14 protein-coding genes are annotated in these 16791 nt (G+C 65.6%); 10 read left to right on the top strand and 4 right to left on the bottom strand.

Annotation, left to right across the window (positions count from 1 at the left end; all coding sequences use genetic code 11):
- Positions 1-30: 30 nt before the first annotated feature.
- From AC1DHL_RS22200 to AC1DHL_RS22175, 6 genes are all read left to right on the top strand, one after another.
- Complete coding sequence (locus AC1DHL_RS22200; protein WP_478163385.1) at positions 31-342, top strand: DUF2917 domain-containing protein; 312 nt, start codon at positions 31-33, stop codon at positions 340-342.
- An 87-nt stretch (positions 343-429) separates the two neighbouring features.
- A complete protein-coding gene (locus AC1DHL_RS22195) occupies positions 430-1608 on the top strand; it encodes an acetyl-CoA C-acetyltransferase (protein ID WP_478163384.1) in 1179 nt (392 codons plus the stop codon).
- A 1-nt stretch (position 1609) separates the two neighbouring features.
- A complete protein-coding gene (locus AC1DHL_RS22190) occupies positions 1610-2404 on the top strand; it encodes an enoyl-CoA hydratase-related protein (protein ID WP_478163383.1) in 795 nt (264 codons plus the stop codon).
- Between the two features lie 85 nt (positions 2405-2489).
- Positions 2490-3653 carry an acyl-CoA dehydrogenase family protein gene (locus AC1DHL_RS22185; RefSeq protein ID WP_478163382.1) on the top strand — a complete coding sequence of 388 codons (1164 nt, stop codon included), beginning with the start codon at positions 2490-2492 and terminating at the stop codon, positions 3651-3653.
- Between the two features lie 42 nt (positions 3654-3695).
- Positions 3696-4952 (top strand): 6-phosphofructokinase, encoded by a 1257-nt coding sequence (locus AC1DHL_RS22180; protein ID WP_478163381.1) that lies wholly within the window; start codon positions 3696-3698, stop codon positions 4950-4952.
- Positions 4952-5179: a cysteine-rich CWC family protein gene (locus AC1DHL_RS22175; protein WP_478102050.1), complete on the top strand. Its 228-nt coding sequence runs from the start codon at positions 4952-4954 to the stop codon at positions 5177-5179. Before AC1DHL_RS22180 ends, AC1DHL_RS22175 begins: the two co-directional genes overlap by 1 nt.
- Here AC1DHL_RS22175 and AC1DHL_RS22170 read toward each other — a convergent pair.
- Positions 5170-6489 carry a zinc-binding metallopeptidase family protein gene (locus AC1DHL_RS22170; protein WP_478163380.1) on the bottom strand — a complete coding sequence of 440 codons (1320 nt, stop codon included), beginning with the start codon at positions 6487-6489 and terminating at the stop codon, positions 5170-5172. The two genes, AC1DHL_RS22175 and AC1DHL_RS22170, sit on opposite strands and share 10 nt — an antisense overlap.
- Positions 6490-6573: 84 nt before the next feature.
- On the opposite strand from AC1DHL_RS22170, the gene AC1DHL_RS22165 reads away from it, so the two are divergent.
- The 4 genes from AC1DHL_RS22165 to AC1DHL_RS22150 all read left to right on the top strand — a co-directional run bounded on the left by AC1DHL_RS22165 (position 6574) and on the right by AC1DHL_RS22150 (position 12614).
- Positions 6574-8046 (top strand): DHA2 family efflux MFS transporter permease subunit, encoded by a 1473-nt coding sequence (locus AC1DHL_RS22165; RefSeq protein ID WP_478163379.1) that lies wholly within the window; start codon positions 6574-6576, stop codon positions 8044-8046.
- A 90-nt stretch (positions 8047-8136) separates the two neighbouring features.
- Positions 8137-8901 carry a class II glutamine amidotransferase gene (locus AC1DHL_RS22160; protein ID WP_478101818.1) on the top strand — a complete coding sequence of 255 codons (765 nt, stop codon included), beginning with the start codon at positions 8137-8139 and terminating at the stop codon, positions 8899-8901.
- 142 nt (positions 8902-9043) lie between these two features.
- Entirely contained in the window at positions 9044-11260 is a 2217-nt protein-coding gene (locus tag AC1DHL_RS22155; RefSeq protein WP_478163378.1) for a TonB-dependent receptor, read from the top strand.
- A gap of 19 nt (positions 11261-11279) precedes the next feature.
- Positions 11280-12614 carry a PepSY-associated TM helix domain-containing protein gene (locus AC1DHL_RS22150; protein ID WP_478163377.1) on the top strand — a complete coding sequence of 445 codons (1335 nt, stop codon included), beginning with the start codon at positions 11280-11282 and terminating at the stop codon, positions 12612-12614.
- Here the strand turns inward: AC1DHL_RS22150 and gshB are convergent.
- From gshB to AC1DHL_RS22135, 3 genes are all read right to left on the bottom strand, one after another.
- Positions 12574-13527 (bottom strand): glutathione synthase, encoded by a 954-nt coding sequence (gshB, locus tag AC1DHL_RS22145; protein ID WP_478163376.1) that lies wholly within the window; start codon positions 13525-13527, stop codon positions 12574-12576. The genes AC1DHL_RS22150 and gshB overlap by 41 nt on opposite strands.
- Position 13528: 1 nt before the next feature.
- Positions 13529-14791, bottom strand: a complete 1263-nt coding sequence (locus AC1DHL_RS22140; RefSeq protein WP_478163375.1) for a benzoate/H(+) symporter BenE family transporter — start codon at positions 14789-14791, stop codon at positions 13529-13531.
- A 106-nt stretch (positions 14792-14897) separates the two neighbouring features.
- Positions 14898-16766 (bottom strand): potassium transporter Kup, encoded by a 1869-nt coding sequence (locus tag AC1DHL_RS22135; protein ID WP_478163374.1) that lies wholly within the window; start codon positions 16764-16766, stop codon positions 14898-14900.
- Positions 16767-16791 lie beyond the last annotated feature (25 nt).

Below are 16791 nucleotides of genomic sequence, written 5' to 3'. Positions count from 1 at the left end.
ATTCTCATGGTGAATGCCAAGGAGTCCGCCATGAGCACACAACGCCTCAGTCTCAGCCTGCCGAAGAAAGCAATCTTCACGGTGCCCGATGCGCACGACGTGGACATCGAATGCCAGAGCGGCGCGGTATGGATCACGCTCGACCACGATCAGCGCGATATCGTGCTCGAACGCGGCGAGCGCTTTCGCAGCGACAGGCATCGGCGCGCGCTGGTCGCGGCGCTCGAGCCGTCGTGCGTGCGATTCAGCGCCGAGGGGCTCTCCATTGCCGCGGCACCGGAACGTCCGCAACATTCCCCGTCGCCTTGGCGACTGTGGTCCCACGGGATGTCCCCGGCTTGACCGAAAGTACCCGGCGTTGAACCATCAACGACCGGGGGCCATGGACGTACCGAGCCGGGCCCTTCTATTTCCGACGAAGGACTTTCCATGGCAGAGGCATACATCGTGGCCACCGCGCGCACAGCGGGTGGCCGTCGCGGCGGCAAGCTCGCGGGCTGGCATCCCGTCGACCTGGCGGCACAGGTCATCGACGCATTGGTAGCACGGAGCGGGATCGACCCGGCAGCCGTGGAGGACGTGATCCTCGGCTGCGTCAGCCAGGTCGGCGAACAGGCCACCAATGTCGCCCGCAACGCGGTGCTCGCGTCGAAGCTTCCCGAATCCGTGCCGGGCACTTCCGTCGACCGCCAGTGCGGTTCCTCGCAGCAAGCGCTGCATTTCGCGGCGCAGGCCGTGATGTCCGGCAGCATGGACGCGGTGATCGCGGCCGGCGTCGAGAGCATGACGCGCGTGCCGATGTTCACGCCCAACGCACTGCCAGCGAAGGCGGGCCTTGGCACCTACATGAGCCCCGCGATGAAGCGGCGCTACCCTGGCGTGGAGTTCAGCCAGTTCACCGGCGCCGAGATGATCGCGAAGAACTACGGCATCTCGAAGGACGATCTCGACCGCTATGCCTTCGAAAGCCACCAGCGCGCCATAGCGGCGACCCGCGAAGGAGCGTTCAACGACGAGATCGTGCCGGTCGAGATCCGCCTCGCCGATGGTTCGGCCAGCGGCGAGATGCACACCGTCGACGAAGGCATCCGCTTCGATGTCACGCTCGAAGGCATCGCCGGCGTCAAGCTCATCGCCGAAGGCGGGCGCTGCACCGCCGCCACGGCGAGCCAGATCTGCGACGGCGCGAGCGGCGTGCTCGTGGTCAATGAGCGTGGCCTGAAGGCCCTGGGCGTGAAGCCGCTCGCACGCATCCACCACCTGAGCGTGATCGGGCACGATCCGGTCATCATGCTGGAGGCGCCGATCCCTGCCACCGAGAGAGCGCTGGCCAAGGCCGGCATGAAGATCGACGACATCGATCTCTTCGAGGTCAACGAGGCTTTCGCGCCAGTGCCGCTGGCGTGGCTGCAGAAGCTGGGCGCCGATCCGGCGCGGCTCAACGTGAACGGCGGCGCCATCGCGCTGGGCCATCCGCTGGGCGCATCGGGCACCAAGCTCATGACCACGCTGGTGAATGCGCTCGGGCAGCGTGGCAAGCGCTACGGCTTGCAGACCATGTGCGAAGGCGGCGGCATGGCCAACGTCACCATCGTCGAGCGGCTGTGACATGAGCTTCGTCCTTTACGAAGTCGACGAGGGCGTCGCAACGCTCACGCTGAACCTGCCGGCCAAGCTGAATCCGATCGCGATCGAACTGCAACGCGAGCTTCGCGATTCGCTCGCGCGCATTCGCCATGACAACAGCGTGCGCGCCGTGGTGCTCACGGGCGCGGGCAAGGCCTTCTGCGTGGGCGCGGACCTGGGCGCGATGAGGTCGCCCGCCGAAGGCCAGACGCTCGGCGACCAGACGGCCGAATGGATGCAGTCGATGAGCAATCCGTTGATCGAGGAACTGCGCTCGCTGCCCGTGCCGGTGGTCTGCGCCGTCAACGGCCCGGCGGCCGGCGCCGGCGTGGGGCTGGCGCTGGCATGCGACATCGTCGTGGCGGCGCGCAGCGCGTACTTCTATCTGCCTTTCCTGCCCAAGCTGGGCATCGTGCCGGACCTGGGCTGCACGTGGTTCATCCCACGGCGCGTCGGGCCTGCGCGCGCAATGGGCATGGCCTTGCTCGACGAGAAGCTGGGCGCCGAGACCGCCGCGCAATGGGGCCTGATCTGGGCCAGCATCGACGACAACCTGCTGCTGCTCGAAGCCCAGAAGATCGCGCAGCGACTCGCGCAGTTGCCCACGCACGCCGTGATTGAAGCGCGCAAGGCTTTTGAGTTGTCGGAGCGCCAGACGTTGCCGGATCAGCTCCACTACGAGAGCGAGCGACAACGCGAGTTGATCGAACAGCCGAGCTTCGCCGAAGGCGTGATGGCTTTCCTGCAGAAGCGCACCCCCGTGTTTCCGAGGCGGTGAAAATGAAAAACCCCCACGCTCACTTCGTTCCCTGCCCCCCGAGGGGGCCGCGCAGCGCCCTTCGGGCGGCCGGGCGGGCGCTGCCATGATCGAACGCACGCTTTTCACGCCAGATCACGAGGCCTTCCGCGACAGTTTCCGCCGCTTCATGGACAAGGAGATCGCGCCTTTCCACGAAGCCTGGGAAGAGCAGGGCTACGTCGATCGACAGGTCTGGAACAAGGCCGGCGACAACGGCTTTCTCTGCATGTCGTTGCCCGAGGAATACGGCGGCTCCGGCGCCGACCTGCTGTATTCGGTGATCCAGTTCGAGGAACTCTGGGCGCGCGGCTACACGGGCATCGGCTACGGCCTGCACAGCGAGATCGTCGCGCCTTATATCCTGCGCTACGGCACGGACGCGCAGAAGCAACACTACCTGCCCAAGCTCGCCAGCGGCGAGATGATCGGCGCGATCGCGATGAGCGAACCGGCCGCCGGCAGCGACCTGCAGGCCGTTCGCACGACCGCGATGAAGCAGCCGGACGGGACCTACGTGATGAACGGCAGCAAGACCTTCATCACGAACGGCTGGCACGCCGACGTGGTGATCGTGGTTGCAAAGACCGATCCGGCCGGCGGCGCCAAGGGCACCAGCCTCTTCCTGGTGGAGCGCGGCACGCCCGGCTTCGAGAAAGGCAAGCGACTGAAGAAGCTTGGGCTGAAGGCTCAGGACACATCAGAGCTTTTCTTCAACGACGTGCGCCTGCCGCCCGATGCGCTGCTCGGTGGTGCCGCACAGGAGAACCGCGGCTTCGTCTGTCTCATGGAGCAGTTGCCGTGGGAACGGCTGCAGATTGCCATCAGCGCGGTGGCAGCGTCGCAGTCGGTGATCGATCAGACGGTGGCCTACGTGAAGGACCGCAAGGTCTTCGGCCAGCCCGTGGGCGCGTACCAGAACACGCGCTACACGCTGGCTGAACTGCAGACCGAGGTGCAGGTCGCGCAGGTCTTCGTCGACAAATGCATCGAGTTGCTGATGCAGGAAAAGCTCGACACCGCAACCGCCAGCATGGCCAAGTACTGGACCAGCGACCTGCAATGCAAGGTCATGGACGAGTGCGTGCAACTGCACGGTGGCTACGGCTTCATGTGGGAGTACCCGGTCACGCGGGCCTACGCGGATGCGCGCGTGCAGCGCATTTACGGCGGCACGAATGAGATCATGAAAGAAGTGATCACGCGATCGATGGGGCTGCCGGGGCGCTGACCGGCCACTGGCGCCCAGAAGTGGCCTGCGGGACAATGCCGCATGCCCACCCTCAATGCCTTCTACGCCCAGTCGGGCGGCGTCACGTCGGTGATCAACGCCTCGGCCTGCGGCGTGATCGAGACAGCACGCCGGCATCCCGACCGCATCGGCAATGTGTACGCCGGCCGCAACGGCATCATCGGCGCGCTGGCCGAGGATCTGATCGACACGAGCCGCGAGTCGGCCGAGGCGATCGCGTCCTTGCGATCGACGCCGTCCGGTGCGTTCGGTTCGTGCCGCTACAAGCTCAAGTCGCTGGAGAAGAACCGGCGCGAGTACGAGCGTCTCATCGAGGTCTTCAAGGCGCACGATATCGGCTATTTCTTCTACAACGGCGGCGGCGATTCGGCGGACACCTGCTTCAAGGTGAGCCAGTTGTCACAGTCGATGGGCTATCCGTTGCAGGCGATCCACGTGCCGAAGACCATCGACAACGACCTGCCGATCACCGACTGCTGTCCCGGCTTCGGCTCCGTCGCGAAGTACGTGGCCGTGTCGACGCTCGAAGCCTCGATGGACGTGCGCTCGATGGCGGCCACCTCCACGAAGGTCTTCGTGATCGAGGTCATGGGTCGCCATGCGGGATGGATCGCCGCGGCCGGCGGACTGGCGGGCGACCATGGCATTCCGGTAGTGATCCTCTTTCCCGAGATTCCATTCGACCAGCCGGCTTTCCTGGCACGCGTCGACGCACTGGTGAAGTACCACGGCTACTGCACCGTTGTCGTCTCCGAAGGCTGCCACCATCCGGACGGCACCTTCCTCGCCGAGCAGGGCACGAAGGACGCCTTCGGTCATGCGCAACTCGGCGGTGCGGCACCGGTGGTGGCACAGATGGTCAAGGAAGCGCTGGGTCACAAGTTCCATTGGGCCGTGGCGGACTACCTGCAGCGCTCGGCGCGACACATCGCTTCGGCCACCGACGTGAAGCAAGCCTATGAACTCGGGCAGCGTGCGGTCGAACTTGCGCTCGAAGGAAAGAACTCGGTCATGCCCACGATCGAACGCCTGTCCGACGAGCCCTATGCCTACCGCATCGGCACGGCGCCGCTCGATGCGGTTGCCAACGCCGAGAAGTTCATGCCGCGCGACTTCATCTCGGATGACGGCTACGGCATCACCGAGAAATGCCGCCGGTATCTGCTGCCGCTGATCCAGGGCGAGGACTATCCGGCTTACCGCGACGGCCTGCCAGCCTATGTGACGCTGGGGAACCACGCGGTCGCCAGGAAGCTGCCGGCCTTCGAGATCGCGTGATGGTTGAAGCGGTGCGAGTCGATCCATCCCGCTGCCCGCTGTGCGGCGAGGCCAATCGCTGCGCGATGGAAGTCGAGCGCGAAACAGGCCTGAAGCAGCCGCGGTGCTGGTGCATGGCGACGGACGTCGACTTCAGCCCTGAGCTTCTCGCCCGGGTGCCGACGGAGAAGCGGCAACTCGCTTGCATCTGCGCGCGTTGCGCCGCGCTGGCCCTCGCTCAGGACTGAGGCATCGGAGCCGGCATCGGTTCAGTGACAGGCTCAGTGGCGAGCTCAGGCGGAAGCGCCTCCGCCGGCAGGCCGCCGCGCTCGCGCTGCTCGGTGATCACCTGGTGAATGAACTGCAGCTTGCCGACCGCCGCGCGCGGCAGGACGAAAGGGTAGTAGTCGGGTTGCCCCATGCTGCGAGACAACTCATTGAGCACGTTCGTGAGCCGAACCCAGCCGTTGAGGAAATCCAGGAATTTGCCGGCCTCCGGGTGATCCGGCTGCCAGAGATCCGCGGATTCGAACAGGTCGCTGGCAAGCTCGACGTTCCGCGCGTCCACGCCGAAGCTCATCGCCGTATCGGCCGTGTCGGCCATGTGGAGGTAGTGCGCCCAGGTTTCGGCCCAGTCTTCCCAGGGATGGGAGCTGGCATAGCTGGTCACGAAACGGATGGCCCAGTCCGGCGGCGGCCCGTTGTCGTAGTGGTTGCGAAGCGCTTCGGCGTAGTCCGCCCGCTCGTCGCCGAAGAGTGCTCGGAAGCCGTCGATCCACGACGCGGGCGCGACCAGCAAGTCCCAGTAGTAGTGGCCGATCTCATGGCGGAAATGGCCAAGCAATGTGCGGTAAGGCTCTCGCATCTCGGCACGGATGCGCTCGCGAACGGCGTCCTCGGCCTCCTCGGCGTTGAGCGTGATGATCCCCATCTCGTGGCCGGTCAGCACGTGCGGGCCGCCGGGCGTGTTGCTGAGGAAGTCGAACGCGAGGCCGTGCGCGGGATCGCTCAGGCGCGTGACCACCGGCAGCCCCAGCGCAAGCAGTTGCGAGATCAGCCTGCGCTTTGCCAGTTCGAGGCTGCGCCACAAATCGCCGTTGCCTTCGACGGAAAGGTCAGGAATGGTGCGCGTGACGCTGCACGACAGGCAGAACCCCTGTGCGAGGCCGTGGACGTTGAAAGCCGGATCGTCGCCTTCGCGTGGCGCCGGCACCATCCAGTTGCATGCGGCCGCCGTCAACAGGTTGGCGCAATGGCGGTATGCCTTGCCATGGGTGTCGCCGAACACGGTGAAGGTGTCCGGTTCGGCGCCGTCGTGCGTGGCCGGCGCCAGCGGTACCACGCCGAGCTTTTCGATCACGTAGCCCAGCGGCGTGTGACAGGCCAGGCACTGGCTGTTGCGCAGGAACACCGGCCGACCGCATTGGCACTGGTAGGCACGGCTGAGCGTGGGGGCCTGGAGATCCAGTGCCTGGGCAGGGGCGGCGTCCTGTGCGTCCACTGGCGCGGCATCCTGGACATCCTGGATGCCGCCCTGGGTCTCGTCTTGAGATTGCATATCTCATTGTGGCCGCGACGTCGTCACCGTTCCGGCACCCAAACGCCGATATCCTTGTAGGACGGCCCGAATCGGCTCCGCTCCATGAATCAACCTCCCCCACAAACCCTGAGCAGCCGCTACGGCAAGCGATATCGTTGGCTGTTGCTGATGTCCGTGATGGTCGGTGTCATGGCATCGATCATGTCGTCCACGATCGTGAACGTGGCCATTCCCGGCATGAGCCACCACTTCCTGCTCGGACAAGAACGCGCGCAGTGGGTCAGTTCCGGCTTCATGGTCGCGATGACGGTCTCGATGCTGACCACGCCGTGGCTCCTCTCCCGCTACGGCTACCGCCGCACGTACGTCGGCACGATGGTGCTGCTGCTGGCAGGTGGGATGACGGGCGGTCTGGCGGCCAACTTCTCCCTCGTCCTGATTGCGCGAGTGGCGGAAGGGCTGGCGGCAGGCGTCGTGCAGCCGATCCCGGCCATCATCATCCTGCGGGCCTTCGAGCCTCACGAGCAAGGTCGCGCGAGCGGCATTTTCGGCATGGGCGTCGTGCTCGCGCCGGCCATCGGGCCGAGCATCGGCGGCGTGCTGGTGGACCTGTTCGGATGGCGGTCGATCTTCTTCATGGTGGTGCCGTTCTGCATCGCCTCGATCTGGCTGGCCTTCAAGTTCGTGCCGACCACCGCACCGGGCGGCGTGGCCGCCGAACGCGGCAGCGGACTCGACTGGCGCGGACTGGTGCTCGGCACCGTCGGCACGCTGTGCCTCCTGAACGGACTGGTCGAACTCCGCGGCGACGCGCCGCTGCAGGCAACCGCGCTGCTGGCGGCGGCAGGCATCTCCTTCGGCGCCTTCCTGGCATGGCAGGCCCGATTCGCGGCGGCCGGCGGGGCACCGCTGATGAATCTGTCGCTTTTCAAGTACCGGCAGTTCGCCATGGGAAGCATCGTGGCTTTCATCTACGGCACCGCGCTGTTCGGATCGACGTACCTGCTGCCCGTCTACATGCAGGTCGGATTGCAACTCTCGGCCTCGCACGTCGGCACCATCCTGTTGCCGGCCGGCATCGTGCTCGCACTGACCATCGCCGGCGTCGGCAGGCTGGCCGACCGGCATCCGACCTATCTGCTGGTCAGCATCGGCCTGGCGCTGCTGGCCGCGTCCTTCGCGCTGATGATGGTGCTGCATCTCGACAGCGGAATTTGGCTGCTCGTCGCCTTCGCCATCGTCGGCCGACTCGGACTGGGATTCATCCTCCCGTCGCTCAATCTCGGATCGATGCGGCCGCTCGCCAAGCCGCTGATCCCGCAGGGTGCGAGCGCGATCAATTTCCTGCGCATGCTCGGCGGCGCCGCCGGCGTCAGCCTCTGCGCCGTCATTCTCGAATGGCGCCTGGCAGCCCACGGCGATTCGCTCAACAACCCCGTCAGCAGCGCCGCTCGCCTCGAGGCCTTCAACGAAGTCTTCGCCATGCTGGCCGGCCTCTGCGCCCTGGCCATCTGCGCCGCCCTCCAACTGCGTGAAAAAGCCCCGAAGAACCTGAGCGAACAACCCGCCCGATAAGCGAAATCGCGCGGCCGCGCAGCGCGCAGCCTTCGGGAACCGCCGTGGAGAGCGACACGAAGTGCGCGAGCCTGGGGGTAAGCTTGCAAGATGTGCCAGCTCCTGGGAATGAACTGCAACACGCCGACCGACGTGACCTTCAGCTTCACGGGCTTCGCGCAGCGCGGCGGGCGCACCGACCACCATGCGGACGGCTGGGGTATCGCCTTTTTCGAGGATCGGGGACTGCGGCACTTCGTCGACCATCAGCCGGCTTGCGAATCGCCGGTGGCCGAATTGATCCGGCGCTATCCCATCAAGAGCCGCAATGTCATCGCCCACATCCGCAAGGCCACGCAGGGCGCGGTGAACCTGCAGAACTGCCACCCCTTCGTGCGGGAGCTCTGGGGCCGCTATTGGGTTTTCGCCCACAACGGCGACCTGAAGGATTTCAGACCGCGCCTGCACGGCAGCTTCCATCCCGTCGGCAGCACCGACAGCGAGCACGCCTTCTGCTGGATCATGCAAGAGCTCGCCAAGTCCCATGCCGACGTTCCGAGCATTGACGAACTCACGCTCACACTTCGCGAACTCGCGCCGCGACTCGCGACCCATGGGACCTTCAATTTCATGCTGTCGAACGGGCAGGCGCTGTGGGCGCACGCGTCGACGCATCTCTGGTATGTCGAGCGCAAGCATCCTTTCCTCACGGCCGAATTGTCCGATGAGGATCTCAGCATTGATTTCGCGCAGCACACCACCCCGAACGATCGCGTCGCGGTCGTCGTGACGGCCCCGCTGACGACCAACGAAACCTGGACGGCCTTCGCGCCGCAGGAGTTGGCGGTGTTCGTGGACGGACGCCGCAAGGGCTGACGCCTGCGCACCGGGACGGTGCGGCCGAGGCTCTGTTTGACCTGAAAACAACGACGCCGGCTCTTTTCATGCGCACGAGAACCTTCGTTGGCAAGCCAACGGAGATAATAATCATTCTCATTTACGCATCCCCAAGAGCCCAATGTCTTCAGTCCGGTTTCCGCTCCGTCCCGTCGCCCTTGCCACCACCCTCGCGCTCCAGACACTGATCGCGACGGCGCAAACAGCACCCGCATCGCCAGCCGAATCGGGCGGAAACTTGGCCACCGTGACGGTCGAAGCCAGCGCAGACGCGGCAGCCGGCCTGACCAAGCCTTTCGCGGGCGGGCAGGTCGCCCGCGGCGGGCGTTTCGGCATCCTGGGCACGCTCGACAACATGGATTCGCCCTTCAGCGCGACGAGCTACACCAACGAACTCATCCAGAACCAGCAAGCCCGCAGCGTGGGCGACGTGCTTCTGAACGACCCGTCCGTCCGCGTCGCACGCGGTTTCGGCAACTTCCAGGAAACGTATTTCATCCGCGGCTTCCTCCTGGGCTCCGACAGCATCGCGTACAACGGGATCTACAGCCTGCTGCCGCGCCAATACATCTCGTCCGAACTCTTCGAGCGCGTGGAAGTGCTGCGCGGCCCCAGCGCTTTCCTGAACGGCGCGGCACCTGGCGGCGATGGCATCGGCGGCTCAGTCAACCTGTCACCCAAGCGCGCCGGCAACGAGCCTCTCACGCAAATCACGCTGGGCGGTGCCACTGGCTCCGAACTCTATGGTGCAGCCGACATCGCGCGCCGCTTCGGACCGGACGACAGTGTGGGGATCCGCGTCAACGCGGCCCATCGCGAAGGCGGCACGGGTGTCGACTACGAAGGCGTGAACCTCGACGTCGCATCTGTTGGCCTCGACTGGCGCAGCCGCAATGCGCGCCTTTCCGCCGACGTCGGCTATCAGGACCACCGCCTGACGCAGACACGCACCAACGTCACATTGGCGAGCGGCGTCACCCGCGTGCCGTCGCCGCCGGATGCCACCACCAATTGGGCGCAGCCGTGGACCTATTCGAACGAACGCGACACCTTCGGCACCCTGCGGGGCGAGTATGACTTCAGCGACAACGTCACCGGCTGGTTCGCCGCCGGCGCGCGCAACGGCAGCGAAGCGAATTCGCTCGCCAACCTCACGGTGGACAACGCTTTCACGGGCGCGGGCACCACATACCGCTTCGACAACACGGCGGAGGAAGACGTGAAGGCGGCCCAGGTCGGCATTCGCGGCACCGTCAGGACGGGCCCGGTCAAGCACACGCTGGTCGCGTCCTATGACTACTTCAATTCCGAGCGCAAGAACGCCTATCGCTTCGACTTCCTCAACACCCAGGCGACGAACCTCTACGACCCCGTCTATTCACCGCTGCCTGCGTTCGGGCCCTTCGCGCTTGGCGGCAACAACCTGGCCTCCCCGGCGCTCACGCAGGAAAAGCGCCTGACGAGCTACGTCCTCGGCGACACCATGTCCTTCTTGGACGACACACTGCTGTTCACGCTGGGAGCGCGTCGCCAGACCCTCAACATCGACAACTTCGCCTATGACACGGGCGCGCCCGCAGGCGGCAACGACGAGAGCCATACCAGCCCTGCCGCAGGCGTCGTCTTCAAGTTCAGCAAGGAACTGTCCGCGTACGCGAACTACGTCGAAAACCTCTCGCCGGGCGAAACGGCGCCGGCGCAAGTCGGCGGACTTCCGGTGGTCAACGTGGGCCAGACGCTGGATCCCTACGTCGCCAAGCAGCAGGAAATCGGCGTCAAGTACGAAGCCGGAGGGCTCGGCGCCACCGCTGCGCTGTTCTCGATCGAGAAGCCGCGCGCCTTGCGCAATGCGGCAGGGCTGTTCGTGGCCGAGGGCCAGGATCGCCACCAAGGTCTCGAACTCACGGTCTTCGGCGAGCCGATCAAGGGCTTCCGGGTCCTGGGCGGAGTGACCTTCCTAGACGCCGTGCAGCGAGACACCGGCAACCCCGCGACGAACGGCAACAAGGTCATCGGCGTGCCGGACCAGCAGGGCACCATCGGGCTGGAATGGGACGTGCCGGGCGTGCCGGGTCTCACGCTCGACGGCCGTGTCATCGCAACTGGCGCCAGCTACGCGGACGACCTGAACACCCTGCGCGTGCACGGCTGGGGACGCCTGGACATCGGCGCGCGCTACGTCACCGACGTGGCCGGCAAGCTGGTGACGGTGCGTGCGCGCGTGAACAACGTGGCCAATCGCGACTACTGGGCCTCGGTCGGGGGCTATCCGGGCGCGGGCTACCTGGTACTCGGCAACCCACGCACCTTCAGCCTGACCGCTTCCGTCGAGTTCTGATCAGGGAGGGAGCACAGCCATGCGCGCAATCTGGACGGTGGTCCATCGCTGGCTGGGTCTCGCGGTCGCGCTGTTCCTGATCGTCGCCGGCCTCACCGGCGCGGTCACCTCCTGGGATCATGAGCTCGACGAGTGGCTCAACAGCGATCTCTACCTGACCGACAGCCAGGGTCCGTTCCGCGATCCGATGGCACTCGCTGCCGCGGTGGAAGCCTCGGACCCGCGCGCCAAGGTGACCTACATCTCGCTCGGCTTCGAGAAAGGCCACACCGCGGGCTACTTCGTCGAGCCGCGCATCGACCCCGCCACGGGCCAGCCTTACGTCCTCGGCTACGACAAGGTCCACGTCGATCCGGTGACGGGCGAGATCAAGGGTCGGCGCGACACGCACGCTGTCTCGTTGTCGCGCGAAAACCTGATGCCCTTCCTCCGCACCGTGCACTACAGCCTGCATATACCAGCGATGTGGGGCACGGACCGCATCGGCTACTGGATCATGGGCACCGTCGCTCTGGTGTGGTTGCTCGACAGCTTCGTAGCGCTATACCTCACCATGCCGCGCCGCCTGCGCGTTCCGGCCGGCTCCCGCGCACCGCACCATCGAGACGCCGCGACGTGGCGGGCGCGATGGAAGCCCTCGTGGTTGATGCGCTGGCGTGCCGGCGGCTACAAGCTCAACTTCGACCTGCACCGCGCCGGCGGCCTGTGGGTCTGGCTGGCGATCATCGTGATCGCCTTCACGTCGTTTTCCCTCAACCTCTATCGCGAGGTCTTCTACCCCGTGCTCTCGCTGGTCTCCAAGACCACGCCCGGCCCGTACGAGACACGCGCGATGGTGCCGCTCGGGCAGGAAGTGACGCCGAAGCTCGGCTTCGCCGAGGTGGTGCGCATCGCCGATGCGGAGGCACGGGCACGCGGGTGGACGACACCGCTCGGCGGCATCTACTACGAGAAGCGCAGCGGCTTCTACAACGTCTCGTTCTTCCAGGCCGACAACGACCACGGCGAAGGCGGTATGGGGCTGAGCAATCTCTACATCGACGCGCAGGACGGACGCGTGCTGAGCCAGAACCGTCCGTGGGAAGGAACCGCGGCCGACGTGTTCGTGCAGCTGCAGTTTCCCTTGCATTCAGGACGCATCCTCGGCCTGCCGGGGCGCATCCTGATGTCGTTCATGGGCGTGATGGTGGCGATGCTGTCGGTCACCGGCATCGTCATCTGGGCAAGAAAACGCCGCGCCCGCCTGCTCCAGGCGCAGCTCGGCCACGGCAAAGGGCGAAAGCCGGGCAGGGCAGGCAAGCCCGCCGGCGCCGTCAAGCCGCCTTCTTCAGCTCCGCTTCGAGCGCGTCGATGAACATGGCCGGCACGTCGAAGCCGGTCTGTTCGGTGATCTCCTGGAAGCACGTGGGGCTGGTCACGTTGATCTCGGTCAGCGAGCCGCCGATCACGTCCAGACCGATCAACAGCAGCCCTCGGGCGCTCAGCACCGGTCCGATTGCTTCGGCGATCCGGCGATCCTGATCCGTCAGCGGCTGCGCCACGCCCTTGCCACCGGCGGCCAGGTTGCCGCGCACCTCGGTCCCCTGCGGAATGCGCGCGAGGCTGTAGGGCACTGCCTGCCCGCCAATCACCAGCACGCGCTTGTCGCCTTGCGAGATTTCGGGCACGAAGCGCTGCACCATGATCGTTTCGGCACCCTCCTTGTTGAGCGTCTCGACGATCGATCCGAGGTTCAGCCCGTCGCCCTTGACGCGGAAGATGCCCATGCCGCCCATGCCGTCGAGCGGCTTCAGGATGATGTCCTGGTGCTCGGCGTGAAAGGCGCGCACCGCGGCGGCGTCGCGGGTCACCAGCGTGGGCGTGGTGAATTCCGAGAACTCCATGATCGCGAGCTTTTCCGGGTGATCGCGCAATGATCGCGGCTTGTTGACCACGCGCGCGCCCTCGCGCTCGGCCTGTTCGAGCAGGTGCGTCGCGTAGATGTACTCGGCGTCGAAGGGCGGGTCCTTGCGCATCAACACGACGTCGAAGTCGCGCAGCGGTCGCTCTTCGACGGACTCTTCGCGGAACCAGTCGTCCGGCGAGCCGGTCAGCGTGATCGCACGGATCCTGGCCGTGACCGGTCGGCCGCGTTGCCAACTCATGTCGCGGGGTTCGCAAACCGAGATGGTGTGGCCGCGCCGTTGCGCCTCCCGCATCATCGAGAAGGTCGTGTCCTTGTAGATCTTGAAGTGCGCGAGCGGGTCGGCGACGAAGAGGATGTGCATTTCAGGAGGTCTTTCCGGCGTTGTCGGACTTGATCTTGCGGGCAGTGGGGATGTCCTTGCCGACGAAGGGTCTGCGCCCGAGTTGCTGGATGCCCAGCGCGACGGCGCCGGCCGCCACGCCCCAGAAGGCGGAGCCGATGCCAAGGAGCGTGACGCCCGAGAGCGTGACGAGGAAGGTGATCAGCGCGGCCTCGCGGTGCGATTCGTCCTGCACCGCGGCGGCAAGTCCGCCGCCGATGGTGCCCAGGAGCGCCAGCCCGGCGATCGCGGCAACGAGTTCTTTCGGAAATGCAGTCAGCAGGCCGGTGACGGCCGCGCCGAACAACCCGATCACCACATAGATCGCGCCGCAGCTCACTGCCGCGGTGTAGCGGCGCGCCGGGTCTTCATGCGCCTCACGGCCCATGCAGATCGCAGCGGTGATGGCGCTGAGATTGAGCGCGAACGCACCGAAAGGCGCCAGCACCAGCGTCGTCAGCCCGCTGATCGTGATGAGCTTGGACACCGGCAATTCATAGCGCGCCGCCCGAATCGCTGCAACGCCGGGAAGATTCTGCGACGACATCGTCACCACGAACAGCGGCAGCGCCAGGCTGACCACGGCCTGCCAGTTGAAGACCGGCATCGTGAAGACCGGCATCGCCAAGCTGAAATGCACCGCGCCCCAGGCGAGCTCGCCGTGCGCGGCGACGAAAGCAATCGCCACGAGCAGCGTGAGCGGAACCGCGTAGCGCGGCAGCATCCGCTTGCCGATCAGATAAGTGCCAAGCATCAGGAGCACCAGCGGCAATGCGGTCTGGGCAGCCAGGAAGGCTTGCAAGCCAAAGCGGGCCAGCACCCCGGCCAGCAGCGCAGAAGCGAGCGCCATCGGGATCTTGTTCATCACCCGCTCGAACCAGCCAGTCGCGCCGGCAAGCGTCATCAACACCGCACAAACGATGAACGCGCCCACCGCTTCGTTCATGGAATAGCCCGCGCCAGCCACCGCCAGCACCGCAGCACCCGGCGTGCTCCAGGCAATCATCACCGGCTTCCGCCACCACAGCGAAGGCAGCGCCGAGGCCAGCCCCATGCCGAGGCCCAACGCCCACATCCAGGAGGAAATCATCTCGGGCGTCGCCCCGAATGCCTGTGCAGCCTGGAACACGATCGCCACCGAACTCGTGAACCCCACAAGCACCGCAACAAACCCCGCGGTAAAGGCCGAAAGACTCAGGTCCTTGAAAAATCTCATGTCCAGATTGTGCCGGCCCGTCGCAATCATTCGGGAAACACCGAGGAACCGGCTTTGCCGGGCCGCTGGTGTTGCCCCCGGCAGGGGGTGGGCGGCTACACGAAGTGAGCCAACCTGGGGGCGAGCTAGATCACAGCTAGATCTCGATCTTCGATCCGAGTTCGACCACGGCGTTGTTCGGCAGGCCCAGGAAGTCCGCCGCGCCGCTCGCGCTGTGGTGCATTTGCGCAAACAGCTTTTCACGCCACGGGGCCATGCCGCTGCCCAGCGTGGGGATCACCACGTCGCGCGACAGGAAGTAGCTGGTCGCCATCGGTTCGATCTGGCAGCCGCGCAGGCGGGCATGTTCCAGCGCGCGTGGCAGGTCCACGTCGTTCTTGAATCCGTAGTGGACGACGACCTGCCAGCAGTGATGCCCCAGTGGCTCCATCTCGATGCGCTTGTCCATGGGAACCCAGGGCACCTCGTGGTTGCGCACCGTGACGAAGAGGTTCTGGTCGTGCATCACCTTGTTGTGTTTGAGGTTGTGCAGAAGCGCATTCGGCACCACGCCCGGCTCAGCGGTCAGGAACACCGCCGTGCCGTCGACACGCGCCGGCGGGCTGACGAACACCGAATCCAGGAAGCTGCGCAGGTCGATGGCCTCGGCCAACTGCATTTCGCCCATGAGGCGCCGGCCTTCCTTCCAGGTCAGCATCAGCATGAAGATCGAGCCGCCGATCAGGAGCGGGAACCAGCCACCCTCGAACAGCTTGAGCAGGTTCGATGCGAAGAAAAGGAAGTCGACCACGAAGAAAGCGCCCGTCGCGCCGATGCAAAGGATCAGCGGGTACTTCCACGCATAACGAATCACGAAGAAGGTCAGCACCGTCGTGATCAGCATGTCGGTCGTCACGGCGATACCGTATGCAGCCGCCAGGTTGCTCGACGAGCGGAACATCAGCACCGCCAGCACGATCGCGACGAACAAGCCCCAGTTGACGAAGGGCATGTAGATCTGGCCGGTGGTGCGCACGCTGGTGTGCTCGATGTTCAGGCGCGGCAGGTAGCCGAGCTGGATCACCTGCCGTGTGACGCTGAAGGCGCCGGTGATGAGGGCCTGGGACGCGATCACCGTGGCGGCGGTGGCGAGAAACACCAGCGGCAGCAGCGCCCATTCAGGGGCCATCATGAAGAACGGGTTCTTCACGGCCTCCGCGTTCTCGAGCAGCAGCGCGCCCTGGCCGAAGTAGTTGAGCGTGAGCGCGGGCATCACCACCGAGAACCAGGCGACGCGGATCGGTCGCTTGCCGAAGTGGCCGAGATCGGCGTAGAGCGCCTCGGCGCCGGTCACGCACAGCACCGTCGCACCCAGGATGATGAAGCTGGTGAGCGGGTTGCCCCACATGAAGCGCAGCGCATAGAACGGGCTCAGCGCCTTCAGGATTTCGGGATGGGTCACGATCTGCGACACGCCGAGCAGCGCGATCGCCCCGAACCACAACAGTGTGATCGGTCCAAAAAACCGCCCGATGCCCGCGGTGCCGCGCTTCTGCACGGCGAACAGGCAGAACAGCACGACCAGCGTGATCGGAATGACGTAGTGCCGGAACTCCGGCGAGACGACCTCCAGGCCCTCGACCGCCGACAGCACCGAGATGGCCGGCGTAATGACGCCGTCGCCGTAGAAAAGCGAGGTGCCGAAAATGCCGACCACCAGCAGCACATGCCGCAACCGGGGTTTGTCGACCACCGCCTGCGACGCCAGGGCGAGCATCGCGACCAGCCCGCCTTCGCCCTCGTTGTCCGCGCGGAGCACGAGGACGACGTACTTGAGCGAGACGATCACCGTCAGGGTCCAGAAGAACATCGACAGGATGCCGTAGACGTTCTCGATCGTGAAGGGGACGTGGCCGTGGCCGAACACCTCCTTGACCGCATAGAGAACGCTCGTGCCGATATCGCCATAGACGACGCCGATCGCCGCGAGGATCAACGCAAGGGAGGAGGATTTAGGGGCGGACACGAAGTCGATGCAAAGGGCGTTCCGG

Source organism: Variovorax sp. 10L426 (assembly GCF_056395305.1).
The sequence above is the reverse complement of the archived record's forward strand: the minus strand, read 5'-3'. Positions and strand labels throughout refer to the sequence as shown.